This is a genomic window from Streptosporangium sp. NPDC000095, from assembly GCF_042899335.1.
In the GTDB taxonomy this organism is placed as follows: Bacteria; Actinomycetota; Actinomycetes; order Streptosporangiales; family Streptosporangiaceae; genus Streptosporangium.
Genome location: NZ_JBIAZS010000025.1, coordinates 37,061 through 50,719, shown reverse-complemented (window position 1 = coordinate 50,719; position 13,659 = coordinate 37,061). Strand labels below are relative to the sequence as shown.

The following is a 13,659-nucleotide window of genomic DNA, read 5'->3' as shown; positions in this document are numbered from 1 at the left end:
CATCGCGCTGAACGCCTGATCGGGCTCCACCGCATCCCCCGACGCGTGCCCCAGCACCACCGCCACGTGCCGTCGTACCAGCTCCTCCAGCACCCGCCGGCGCTCGGCCGTGTCCAACCCGTCCAGGCGCCGCCGCAAACCGTCCTCTCCGCCGCCACCCGCGGCCACCCGGATCGGCCGCCTCGCCGGTACCAGCCCGCGCAGCAACGCCGGCACCTCGCCGCCACGGCCCCGCATCACCTCCGTGTCCACCCGAAGCGGTACCGTCAACGCCGCGTCCGTCCGCACGCTCACGTCGAACAGCCGCACTCCCTCGGCCGCGGACAGCACGGGCAGCCCGAGCCTGGCCAGCCGGTCCCGGTCGGCGTCGGACAGCTCGGAGCTCATGCCGGTGGCCACATCCCACAGCCCGTACGCCAGCGACGTCGCCGCCAGCCCTCGCGACCGTCGATGGGCCGCCAGCGCGTTCAGGAACACGTTCGCCGCCGCGTAGTTGCCCTGCCCCGCCGCCAGGACCAGCCCGCCGGCCGAGGACACCAGCGCGAACATCTCCAGCGGCAGATCCCTGGTCAGCTCGTGCAGATGCCAGGCGGCGTCCGCCTTCGGCCGGAGCACCGTCTCCAGCCGGTCTCGTGACAGCGCCTCCAGCACGCCGTTGTCCGCCGCTCCCGCCGCGTGCACCACACCCACCAGCGGAGCCGAGTCGGGAACCGACTCCACGACCCGTGCCAGCGACTCCCGATCCCCGACGTCACACGCCATCACGCGGACCTCGGCGCCCAGCGCCGTCAGCTCCCGCACCAGCGTCTCGACGCCCTCCGCCGACGGTCCTCGCCGGCTCACCAGCAGCAGGGAACGCGCGCCGTGATCGGTCACCAGACGACGGGCCAGCAACGCCCCCAGTCCGCTCGTACCTCCCGTCACCAGCACCGTCCCCGCCGCCAACCCGGCGGAGCCGTCGGCCGGCTCGACGGAGTCCGGGCCCGAGCCGTCGGCGGGCCGCTCGGGCCTGGCCATCCTGACCAGCCGGGGCACCAGGAACGTCTCCGACCTCACCGCGAGTTCCGGCTCGCCGGAGGCCACCGCCGCCCGCACCGCCACGTCCCGTTCCTGGTCCTCCTGAAGGTCCAGCAGCACGAAGCGCCCGGGGTGCTCGGCCTGTGCCGCCCGCACCAGTCCCCATACCGGCGCGACCTTCACATCCACGTCCGCGCTCTCACCCACTGCCACCGCTCCCCTGGTCACCACCACCAGAGGTGCCGATCCCCGGCTCTCCCGCTCCAGCCACGCCTGCAGCGCCTCGAGCACGTCTCCGGTCACCGAGCGCACCACGTCCGGCGTCTCGCCGGTCGGCGGTGCCGTGCAGTCCACCACCGCGATCGAGTCATCGGCACCGGCAGCCGGGTCGGACACGTCGGAGGCATGGTCGGCGGCGAGCGCGGACCACTCCGTAACCCGCGCCGAACCGGCCGTGGGCATCTCGATCGGGTTCCACTCCACCAGGAACAGGGACCGCTCCCCTGCCGCGCCCAGCTGCTCCGCCGACACCGGACGCCCCACCATCGATCCCGCCGACAGCACCGGCCGGCCGTTCTCGTCGGCCACGTCCAGGACGAGCGTGTGCTCGCCCGAATGCCGCACCCGCACCCGCAGCGTCGAGGCGCCCGCCGCGTGCAGCACCACCTGCCGCCACACGAACGGCAACACCGCCCGCCCGCCGCTCGCCACGCCCGAGGGATCGATGAGTGACACGTGCATCGCCGCGTCCAGCAGGGCCGGATGCACCCCGAACCGCCCCGCCTCCGGGGCCATCCGCTCACCCAGCACGACCTCGGCGAACAGCTCCTCCCCTCGCCGCCACGCCGCGCGCAACGCCTGGAACGCCGGACCGTAGCCGTAGCCGACCTCGGCCAGCCGTTCGTAGGCCCCCGTCACGTCCACCTCGGCCGCACCCGCCGGCGGCCATTGCACCAGATCGAACCCCGGCTCCTCCGCTCGCTCGGCGAGCACTCCCTGGGCATGCAGCGTCCAGTCGCCGCCCTCTCGCCCGTCGGCCCGGGAATACACCCGGACCGCGCGCCTGCCGGCCTCACCGGGGCCGTCGACCACCACCTGGACCCGCACTCCACCGGTCTCCGGCAACACCAGCGGCGCCTGCAGCGCCAGTTCCTCCAGCACCGCGCAGCCGACCTCGTCGCCCGCGCGGACCACCAGTTCCACGAATCCCGTCCCCGGCAGCAGTACCCGGCCCAGAACCTCGTGGTCGCGAATCCACGGGTGGGTCGACGCCGACAGCCGCCCGGTCAGGACCACCCCGTCCGACTCCGGTGACACCATCACCGCACCCAGCAGCGGGTGGAGCGCCGTCTCAAGCCCCAGACCCCGCGCGTCCCCGCCTCGCCTGCCGCTCGGCCAGAACCGCTCCTTCTGGAAGGCGTAGGTGGGCAGCTTCACCCGGCGGGCGTCGGGGAGCACGGCCGGCCAGGTCACCGGTATGCCACGTACGTACAACCCGGCCAGCGCCGTCACGATCGTCTTCTGCTCGTCCTGGCCTCCGCGCAGTACCGGCGCCAGCAGCGCGTCCGGACCTGAAGCGGTTCCGGCCGCCACGTCGGCGAGCGCTGCGAGGGTGTCGGACGCCATCGCGGTGAGCACCCCGTCGGGGCCCAGCTCCAGATATGCCCGCACCCCCTGAGCGTGCAGGGTGCGGACGGCGTCGGAGAAGCGGACCGCGCCACGGACCTGCTCCACCCAGTACTCCGGCGAGCACAACCGCTCGGCCGTGGCCTGCTCCCCGGTCAGGGTCGACACGATCGGGATTCGCGGCGGGTCGTAGGTGAGCGACCCGGCCACCGCCCGGAAGTCCTCCAGCATCGGGTCCATCAACGGCGAATGGAACGCGTGCGACACCCGCAACCGCTTCGTCCGCACTCCCCGCTCCTCCAGGGCGGCGGCCACCTCCAGCACCGCCTCCTCGACGCCGGAGACCACCACCGACGCGGGACCGTTCACCGCCGCGACCGACACCTGCTCCTCACGCCCGGCCAGCAGCTCGGCGATCTCCCCTTCGGAGGCCCGCACCGACACCATCGCCCCACCCTCGGGCAGCGCCTGCATCAACCGCGCCCGCGCCGCCACCAACGCACACGCGTCCTGCAGCGACAGCACACCGGCCACATGAGCCGCCGCGATCTCCCCGACCGAGTGCCCGGCCAGCACGTTCGGACGGATCCCCCACGAGGACACCAGCCGGAACAGCGCCGTCTCCACCGCGAACAGCGCAGGCTGCGCCCACCCGGTCCGATCCAGCACCTCCGCCTCCACCGACCCCGGCTCGGCGAACAACACCTCACGCAACGACCGGCCACCCAACCCTCCGGCCGATCCCCGCTCCACCCCCTCAAGCAACGGATCCAGCTCCGCGATCACCGCGTCCAACGCCGTCGCGAACACCGGGAAACGGTCGTACAACTCCCGGCCCATCCCGGCCCGCTGGCTGCCCTGACCGGTGAACAGGAACGCCAGCCGCGGCTCGCCTCCGGCCACCCCGCGCACCACACCCGCACCCGGCAGGTCCCCGGCCAGCGCACCCAGCCCGGCCAGCACACCCTCACGACCATCGGCCAGCACCACCGCCCGATGCTCGAACGCCGACCGCGTCGTCGCCAGCGAGAACGCCACATCGGCCAACCCGAGATCAGGCTCACCCTCCAGGAACGACGCCAACCGCCCGGCCTGCGCCCGCAACGCCCCCGCCGACCGGCCCGACACCACCACCGGAACCACACCCGGCTCGACCTCACCGTGCGGAGCCTCCGGCTCCCGCCGCGCCTCGTCGGCCTCGGCCTCGGGGAACTGCTCGATGATCACATGCGCGTTGGTGCCACTGATCCCGAACGACGACACCGCGGCCCGGCGCGGACGGCCCGTCTGCGGCCATTCCACCGGCTCGGTCAGCAGCTCCACCGCGCCCGAGGCCCAGTCCACGTGCGACGACGGTGCGTCCACGTGCAGCGTCCGAGGCAGCACCCCGTGCCGCATCGCGAGCACCATCTTCATCACACCCGCCACACCGGCCGCCGCCTGTGTGTGACCGATGTTCGACTTGATCGAACCCAGCAGTGCCGGCCGGTCCTGCGGCCGGTCCTGGCCGTAGGTCTCCAGCAGGGCCTGGGCCTCGATCGGGTCACCCAGCGTCGTACCGGTCCCGTGCCCCTCCACCGCGTCGACATCCGACGCCGAGAGCCCCGCTCCGGCCAGGGCCTGACGGATCACCCGCTGCTGCGAGGGACCGTTCGGCGCGGTCAGTCCGTTGGACGCGCCGTCCTGGTTGATCGCGGAACCGCGCACCACCGCGAGCACCTCGTGGCCGTTGCGGCGCGCGTCCGACAAGCGCTCCAGCACCAGCACCCCGACGCCCTCCGACCAGCCGACCCCGTCGGCCGAGTCGGCGAACGACCGGCACCGCCCGTCAGAGCTCAGACCGCCCTGGCGGGAGAAGTCGACGAAGGTGTCCGGGGTCGCCATCACCGTCACCCCACCGGCCAGCGCCAGCGAGCACTCACCCGAACGCAGCGCCTGCGCCGCCAGGTGCAGCGCCACCAGCGACGACGAGCACGCGGTGTCCACCGTGACCGCCGGACCCTCCAGGCCCAGCGTGTACGACACCCGCCCGGAGGTCACGCTTCCCGTGGTCCCGTTGACCACGATCCCGCGCAGTTCCTCCGGTGCGCCGTCTCCCGTCGACGGATAGTCGTGGTACATCATCCCGGCGAAGACACCGGCCCGACTGCCCTTCAAGGTGAGCGGGTCGATGCCCGCCCGTTCGACGGCCTCCCAGGAGGTCTCGAGCAGCAGTCGTTGCTGGGCGTCGATCGCCAGCGCCTCGCGCGGCGAGATCCCGAAGAACGGAGCGTCGAACTCGGCCGCGTCGTACAGGAATCCGCCCGCGCGGGCGAAGGACGCGTCAGGAACCTCCCAGCCTCGGTCGGCGGGGAAGTCCGAGATGACGTCCCTGCCCTCGGCGACCAGTTCCCAGAGTTGTTCAGGAGAGGTGACGCCGCCCGGGTAGCGGCAGGCCATGCCGACGATGACGATCGGATCCCCGGCGAGAGGGGCCGTGACCTGCGCGGGGGGCGTGTGGGTCGCCTCGACGCCGTCGAGGCGCTCGCGGATGAAGCCGGTCACCGCCGTCGGGGTGGGCTGGTCGAACACCAGGGTGGCGGGCAGCCGGATACCGGTGGCCTCGGTCAACCGGTTGCGCAGTTCCACCGAGGTGAGGGAGTCCAGGCCGAGGTCCTGGAAGGTGAGGTGCGGCGAGATCGCGTCCGCCGAGGCGTGCCCCAGCACGGCGGCCACCTGCCCGAGCACCAGCGTGGAGACGGCCTCGCCGAGTTCCTCACCCGACAGGGCGCCGAGGGCGTCGGAGCCGGTGGAGACCCCCGTCCGACGGGCGGCCCGCCGGATGGGAGCGGGTACCAGGGCACGGAAGACCTCCGGCACGTGGCTCCGCGCCCGTAGTGCGGCCCGGTCCAGCCGCGCCGCCACCGGTGTCGGCTCGGGGCTCGCCAGCGCGGCGTCGAGGAAGGCGAGCCCCTGCTCTCCGGAGAGGGGGCGCAGCCCGACCCGTGCCATGCGCCGCATGTCCGTCTCGGTGAGGCCGGCGGTCATGCCGGTGTCCTGCCGCCACGGCCCCCACCCGATCGACAGGCCCGCCAGTCCTCGGGCGGTGCGCTGCCGCACGAGGGCGTCGAGGAAGGCGTTCGCCGCGGTGTAGCTCGCCTGGCCTCCGTTGCCGAGCGTCCCGAACACCGAGGAGAACAGCACGAAGGCGGTCAGGTCGAGATCGCGGGTGAGCTCGTGCAGGTGCCAGGCGCCGTCCGCCTTCGGCCGCAGCACGGTGTCGATCCGCTCGGGTGTCAGCGACTCGACCAGCCCGTCGTCGAGCACGCCCGCGGCGTGGACCACCCCGGTGAGCGGGTGCTCCGGGGAGATCTCGGCGATCAGTTCGGCGAGGGCTTCGCGGTCGGACACGTCACAGGCGACGGCCGTGACCTCGGCGCCCAGGGCGATCAGTTCCGAGGTCAGTTCCGCGGCGCCCTCGGTGTCCATGCCGCGACGGCCGACCAGGGTCAGGTGCCGTACGCCGTGCTCGGTCACCAGGTGGCGGGCGACGAGGGCGCCCAGCCCGCTCAGGCCACCGGTGACGAGGACGGTGCCCCCGGTACGGAAGGTGCTCGGTGCGGACCCGGCACGAAGAGTGCTCGGTGCGGACCCGGCACGGAAGGTGTCCGGGGTGAACGAGGCGGCATCGCCGTCGGTGCTCCGCGGAGTGTTCGACGTGAGAGAGGCGGCGGCGCCGACCTCGACGAGTCTCGGCACCCGGAGCAGACCGTCGCGTACCGCGATCTGCGGCTCGGCGGAGTCGAGCGCCGCGACCAGGGTCTCACCGGTCACCCGCTCGACGTCGAGGTCGAGCAGGAGGAACCGCCCCCGGTTCTCCGCCTGCGCCGAGCGCACCAGACCCCAGGCCACCGCGGCGACGGGATCCGGTTCGGCGTCGGCGTCGACGGCGACCGCCCCACGCGTCACGAAGATCACGGGAGTGTCGGGGTGCTCGTCGCGTCCGCTCTCTCGCAGCCGGGCCAGGACCGCCGAGGTCACCGACCGTACGGCGGCCGGCACGTCGTCCCCGGCCGGTGTGGAGACCTCGACCAGCGTCACGTCCGCGGCCGGGTCGGGCTCGTGTACGAGATCCGCCGTCTGCCCGGCCGCGCGCAGGGCGGCGACGAGACCGCGTTCGTCGGAGCCGAGCACCGACCAGCGCCTCGCCGGACGGTCCTCGCTCCCGGACTCCGGTGCGAGCGGCCAGTCCAGCCGCAGCAGAGGCCCGCCGGTGCGCGTCGCGGGCCGTACGTCGTTCGGCCGGAGCGCGAGGGAGCGTACCGAGGCGACCAGGCCGCCCTCGGCGTCGGCCACGGCCAGCGTGATGGCGTCCGTACCGGTCCCGCTCATCCGGACGCGGAGCGTCGAGGCGCCGGACGCGTGCAGGGACACCCCGGCCCAGGCGAACGGGAGCAGCCCACCGTTCGCCTCGTCGATCCCGGTGAGGGACGCCACGTGCAGCGCGGCGTCGAGCAGGGCCGGGTGCAGCCCGTAGGAACCCGCGTCGGCGGCGGGGCCGTCCGGCAGGGCGACCTCGGCGAACACGTCCCGGCCGGTACGCCAGACGGCGCGCACCCCCTGGAACGCGGGGCCGTAGGAGAAGCCCGCCTCCGCCCGCCGCTGGTAGAAACCGTCGAGGTCCATCGGGACGGCGTCGGCGGGGGGCCATTCACCCATGCCGGGGTCGGGGACACCCGGCACGCCGGGAGTGAGCACGCCGGTGGCGTGCCGGGTCCAGGGCGCCTCCGGCTCGTCCGCCGCCTGGGAGTACACGCCGATCGTCCGGGCTCCGTCGCCGTCGGCGGCGCCGATCGCGACCTGCAGCCGCACGTCGCCCCGTTCGGGCAGCGCGAGTGGCGCGGTGAGGGTGAGTTCCTCCACCAGGCCGCATCCGACCTCGGCGGCCGCCCGCGTGGCCAGCTCGACGAAGGCCGTGCCGGGGAACAGCACCCGCCCCGCCACCACGTGGTCGGACAGCCACGGGTGCGCGGCCGTCGAGACCAGGCCGGTGAACAGGAACCCGCCGGTGTCGGGCAGGTCCACCGCCGCGCCGAGCAGCGGGTGTCGCGGCCGGTCCAGTCCCGCCGAGGTGACGTCGCCCACGGTCGCCGAGGGGTCCGGCCAGTACCGCTCCCGCTGGAACGCGTACGTCGGCAGGTCCACCCGGCGAGCCTCGGTACCGGAGAACAGCTCCGGCCAGCGCACCGGCGTCCCGCGCACGTACAGCCGGGCGGCCGCCGTCAGGGCGGCGGCCTCCTCGCCGCGGTCCCTGCGCAGGATGGGGAACGCCTGCGGTTCCGGCGTCCCCGCGGGGTTCCGGCCGGTCTTCGGGGACGGGTTCCGGCCGGTGGCCGGGGCGAGGTCACGGCCGGCCTCCGGGGCGAGGTTCTGGTGGACGAGCGCCGACAGCCCGCCGTCGGGGCCGAGCTCCAGGAAGACCGTGGCCCCCGCCGCCGCGGCGGCGCGGATCGCGTCGGCGAAGCGCACCGGACGCGTGACGTGGTCCACCCAGTACTGCGGCGAGCACAGGTAGGCGGCGTCGACGGGAGCCCCGGTCACGGTGGAGATGATGGCCGTCTTCGGCCGGTGGAAGGTCAGCCCCTCGGCGACCTCCCTGAACTCCGCCAGCATGGGCTCCATCAGCGGCGAGTGGAAGGCGTGGCTCACCCGCAGGCGCCTGGCCCCGTCGAAGCGCGCGGCGACGCGCAGGACGGCCTCCTCGGCTCCGGCGATCACGACGGAGGAGGGGCCGTTCACCGCGCCGATGACGGCACCGTCCTCCAGCGCCGCCTCGACCTGCGCCTCGCCGGCCTGGACGGACACCATCGCCCCGCCCTCGGGCAGGCGCTGCATCAGCCGGCCCCTGGCGGCGACCAGCGTGCAGGCGTCGTCCAGCGACAGCACGCCCGCCACGTGGGCCGCGGCGATCTCGCCGATCGAGTGCCCGACCAGAAGGTCGGGGGTCACGCCCCAGGACTCGACCAGGCGGAAGAGCGCCACCTCGATCGCGAAGAGCGCCGGTTGGGCGTACTCGGTGCGGTTCAGCGGCCCGGCGTCCGCGCCGAACATCACCTCGACAGGCGGTCTCTCCAGCCTGCCGGCGAGTCGTGCGAACACCTCGTTGAGCGCGCGGGCGAAGACCGGGAAGCGGGCGGCGAGTTCGCGGCCCATCCCGATCCGCTGCGCGCCCTGTCCCGCGAACAGCATCGCGAGCGAGCCGGGCGCGCCCGCGACGCCGCGAGCCATCTCGGTCACGCCGTCGGCTCCGGCCAGCAGCACCGCCCGGTGGGCGAACTCCGAACGGCCCGTCACCAGCGAGTACCCGATGTCGGCCGGATCGGCTCCGCTCTCGGCGGCGAAGGACGCCAGCCGGTCGATCTGGGCGCCGAGCGCGGCCTCGGTCTTGCCGGAGACCACCCAGGGCACCGGCGCGGGTGCCTCCGTGGTCGCACTCGGGGTCGTGCTCTGTGTAGCGGCGGGCTCGGAGGGATCGGCCTGCCCGGACGGCCACTCGACGGAGGAGTCCGGCACCTGCTCGACGATCACGTGCGCGTTGGTGCCGCTGATACCGAACGACGACACCCCGGCCCGGCGAGGCCGCCCGGCCTCCGGCCATCCGGCGCGTTCGGTCACCAGCCCGACCTCGCCTGCCGACCAGTCCACCCGCGAGGTGGGGGCGTCGACGTGCAGCGTCCGCGGCACGATCCCCCGCCGCATGGCCATCACCATCTTGATCACGCCCGCGACCCCCGCGGCCGCCTGGGTGTGACCGATGTTCGACTTGATCGACCCGAGCAGCAGCGGCCGTTCCCTGTCCTGCCCGTACGTCGCCAGCAGGGCCTGCAGCTCGATCGGGTCGCCCAGCCTGGTGCCCGTGCCGTGCGCCTCCACCACGTCCACGTCCGAGGGGGCGAGCCCGGCGCCGGTGAGGGCCTGGCGGATCACCCGCTGCTGGGAGATGCCGCTGGGGGCGGTCAGGCCGTTGGAGGCGCCGTCGGAGTTGACCGCGGATCCGCGGAGGACGGCGAGCACCCGGTGGCCGTTGCGGCGGGCGTCCGACAGGCGTTCCAGCACCAGCACGCCGGCGCCCTCGGCCCAGCCCGTGCCGTCGGCTGCGTCGGCGAACGCCTTGCACCGCCCGTCCGGGGAGAGTCCGCCCTGCTTGGCGAACTCCAGGAAGATGCCGGGCGTCGACATCACGGTGACCCCGCCCGCCAGCGCGAGCGAGCACTCCCCCGACCGCAGCCCCTGCGCGGCCAGGTGCAGGCCGACCAGCGACGACGAGCACGCGGTGTCCACCGTGATCGCGGGACCCTCCAGCCCGAGGGTGTAGGCGACCCGGCCGGACAGGACGCTGGGCGAGGTGCCCGTCAGCGTGTAGCCTTCGGCGTCTCCTGACGCCTCGTGCATCCGGGCGCCGTAGTCCTGCGCCATCGCGCCGAGATACACGCCGGTGCGGGTGCCGTCCAGCGACGAGGGCGAGATCCCGGCCCGCTCCACCGCCTCCCAGGTCACCTCCAGCGCGAGCCGCTGCTGCGGGTCCATCGCGAGCGCCTCGCGCGGCGAGATGCCGAAGAAGCCGGCGTCGAAGTCTCCCGCGTCGTGGAGGAAGCCTCCGGGATGGTCCGCGGCGAGGGTTCCCATCCGCCAGCCGCGGTCGGCGGGCAGCGCGGACACCGCGTCCTCGCCGGTGTCGACGAGCCGCCACAGGCTTTCCGGGGAGTCGATGCCGCCCGGGTAGCGGCAGGCCATCCCGATGATCGCGATGGGCTCGCCGGCCGCGGGAGTTGAAGCCACCGGTTCCGGAGGCGGAGGTTCGGAACCGGTGGCGGCTGTGGACCCCAGGAACGCGGCGAGTCTCGCCGGCGTGGGGTGGTCGAAGAGGGCGGTGGCGGTCAGCGCCGGCCCGCCGTCCGTGTCGAGCCGGGTCGTGAGCTCGACGAGCATCGCGGAGTCGAAGCCGAGCTCCTTGAACGGCAGGCCGAGGTCGATCCCGTCGGGGTCGTAGGTGCCGAGGACCGCCGCGCAGGCGTCGCGGACCAGGCCCAGCGGGTCGCCGGAGCCGGGCCGCCGAACGGTGTCCGACTCGTTCGGCCCGTCGGACCTGTTTGACCCGCCCGGTTCGTCCGGCCTCGCGGCGTCCGTCGCCGCCGCTCCCGTCCGCGGTGCCGTCCGCTCCCGTTCCCTGCCGGACTCCTCCAGCCAGTGGCGGTCCCGCTGGAAGGCGTACGTCGGCAGCTCGACCCGGGAGGCGGCGGGCAGGAACCTCTCCCACTCGACCTCCACCCCGTTCGCGTAGAGCTCGGCGATCGAGGTGAGCACGCGGGAGATCCCCGCGTTGTGCCGCTGGAGGGTGCAGACGGCCACCGCCGGACGGCCGACGGCCCGTGCGCTCTCGTGGATGCTGCCGACCAGCACGGGGTTCGGGCTCACCTCGACGAAGAGACCGAACCCGTCGGCGAGCAGCCGCTCGACCGCGCCCTGGAAGTCGACCGGCCTGCGCAGGTTGCGGTACCAGTAGTCGCCGTCGAGTTCGGTGGTGTCCAGGGGGGCGCCTGTCACCGTCGAGTAGAAGGCGATCTCCGAGCCGCGCGGCCGGATCGGCGCCAGCAGCGGTGCCAGGCGCTCCTCGATCTGCTCGACGACGGAGGAGTGCGAGGCGTAGTCGATGTTGACCCGGCCCATCCGCACCGTGTCGGCCCACTCGGCCGTCATCTCGGCCAGTGCCTCGTTGTCCCCGGACACCACCACGGAGGACGGGCTGTTCACGGCGCCGATGGACAGGCGGCCCGCCCAGCGGGTCAGCCGCTCCCGCACGACCTCCAGGGGAAGTCCCACCGAGACCATGCCGCTTCTGCCGGAGAGGACCTCGGTGATCAGCTTCGATCTGGCGGTCACGAGGTAGGCGCCGTCCTCCAGTGACAGCGCGCCCGCGACGCACGCGGCGGCGACCTCCCCCTGCGAGTGGCCGACCACCGCGGCCGGTTCCACACCGTACGACCGCCACAGTGCCGCGAGGGAGACCATGATCGCCCACAGCACGGGCTGGATCACGTCGGCGCGCTCCCTGGGCGGGCCGCCGGGCTCTCCTCGTACGACGCTCGTGAGCGACCAGTCGACGAACGGCGCCAGTGCCGCCTCGCATTCCGCCATGGCGGCGGCGAACGCCGGGGAGGAGTCGAGCAGCTCCGCCCCCATCCCGGCCCACTGCGATCCCTGACCGGGGAAGACGAAGACGTGCTGGCCGGGGCGTTGCCACACGCCGGCCAGGGGCGCGGTGTGCTGACCGAGCCCGAGGACGAGGCGCATCTGATCGAGGCGCTCCACCCGGTCGGACAGCACGCCGCCGGAAGCGGACTCGACCTCGGTCCTGCCGCGCACCACTCCCGGCGCGGAGCGCCCCTCCGACAGTGCGTCCAGCGCGTGGAGCAGCTGCTCGCGTCCGTCGCCGACGACGACCGCTCGATGGCGCAGACCGGCCCGCGTCGTCGCCAGCGAGAAGGCCACGTCGCCGGTCGAGAGGTCCTCCCGTTCCCTGACGTGGCGGGCGAGCCGCGCCGCCTGCGCCCGCAGCGCGCCCTCGGTGTGGCCGGACAGCGGCCAGGTCACCGGGGCCGGCGCCTCTTCGACGCCCTCGGGTGCGGCGATCCCGGCGGCGGTCACCGGGGCCGACGAGGTGCGTTCGGGGGCGGAGGTGAGCACGACATGGCAGTTGGTGCCGCCGATACCGAACGAGGAGACGCCCGCGATGATCTGTCCGTCACCGTCACCGTCGTTCACCGGCCACGGCGTCGCGGAGCCCACCACCCGCAGGTTCCACTCGTCGAAGCGGATCGCGGGATTCGGCCGCTCGAAGTTCAGGCTCGGCGGCAGCAGCCGGTGCTCGATGGCCAGTACGGTCTTGAGCAGCCCGACGATGCCGGCGGCGCCCTCCAGGTGGCCGACGTTGGTCTTGGCCGATCCCACCCACAGCGGCGCGTCGGAACGGCCACTGCCGTGCACCGCGCCGAGCGCCGCGGCCTCGACGGGGTCGCCCACCCTGGTGCCGGTGCCGTGCAGCTCGACGTAGCCGACGCTCGCCGGGTCCACGCCGGCACGCCGGTACGCGGAGCGCAGCACCCGCTCCTGCGCCCGGGGGCTCGGGGTGGTGAGCGTCTCGCCGGAACCGTCGTTGTTCACCGCGCTGCCCGAGATGACGCAGTACACGTGGTCGCCGTCCGCGACGGCGCGCGCCAGCGGCTTGAGGAGGACGACGGCGCCGCCCTCGCCGCGGACGTAACCGTTCGCCCGCTCGTCGAAGGTGAAACACCTGCCGTCGGGGGACAGCGCGCCGAGTTCCGCGGCCGCCAGGGCGCTCTCCGCGGCGAGGTTGAGCTGGACACCGCCCGCGAGGGCCATGTCCGACTCACCGCTGCGGATGCTCTCGCAGGCGAGGTGCACCGCGACCAGCGACGACGACTGGCCGGTGTCCACGGCCATGCTCGGGCCCGTCAGGGCGAGGAAATGCGACACCCGGTTGGCGAGGATGCTGCGGTTGACGCCCGTGAGCGAGTGGTGGCCGATTCCCGCCGCGCCGCTCTGGCGGCTCAGCAACGCGTAGTCGTCGGCCATCACGCCGATGAACACGCCGACGTCGGTACCGCGCAGGAGCGCGGGCGCGACACGCGCGTTCTCCAGCGCCTCCCAGCCGAGTTCCAGCATCAGCCGCTGCTGGGGGTCCATCGCACGGGCCTCGCGGGGCGAGATCCCGAAGAAGCCGGCGTCGAACCGGTCGACCGCGTCCAGGAAGGCGCCGTGCTCGCCGGGCCCCGGCTCGGTGTTCGCGCTCCAGCGGCCGGGTGGCACCGTGGACACGGCGCTCACTCCGTCGCGCAGCAGCCGCCAGAACTCCGCCGGACCTGGCGCGGAGGGCAACCGGCAGGACACTCCGACGATCGCGATGCGATCGTCGTCCGTGCCGGAGTCATGGTCAGGCATGAACTCGGGTCGATTCAC

Annotated in this window: 1 protein-coding gene (running past one end of the window); it reads right to left on the bottom strand. The window is 73.7% G+C overall.

Going from position 1 to position 13,659, the window contains the following annotated elements; all coding sequences use genetic code 11:
- On the bottom strand, nucleotides 1-13,659 hold the start of the coding sequence (locus tag ACFY3V_RS36680) for an SDR family NAD(P)-dependent oxidoreductase (RefSeq protein WP_389779859.1). 21,981 nt of this gene lie to the left of the window's left edge; the window shows 13,659 of its 35,640 coding nt (coding positions 1-13,659); its start codon is at nucleotides 13,657-13,659; its stop codon lies off the left edge, out of view.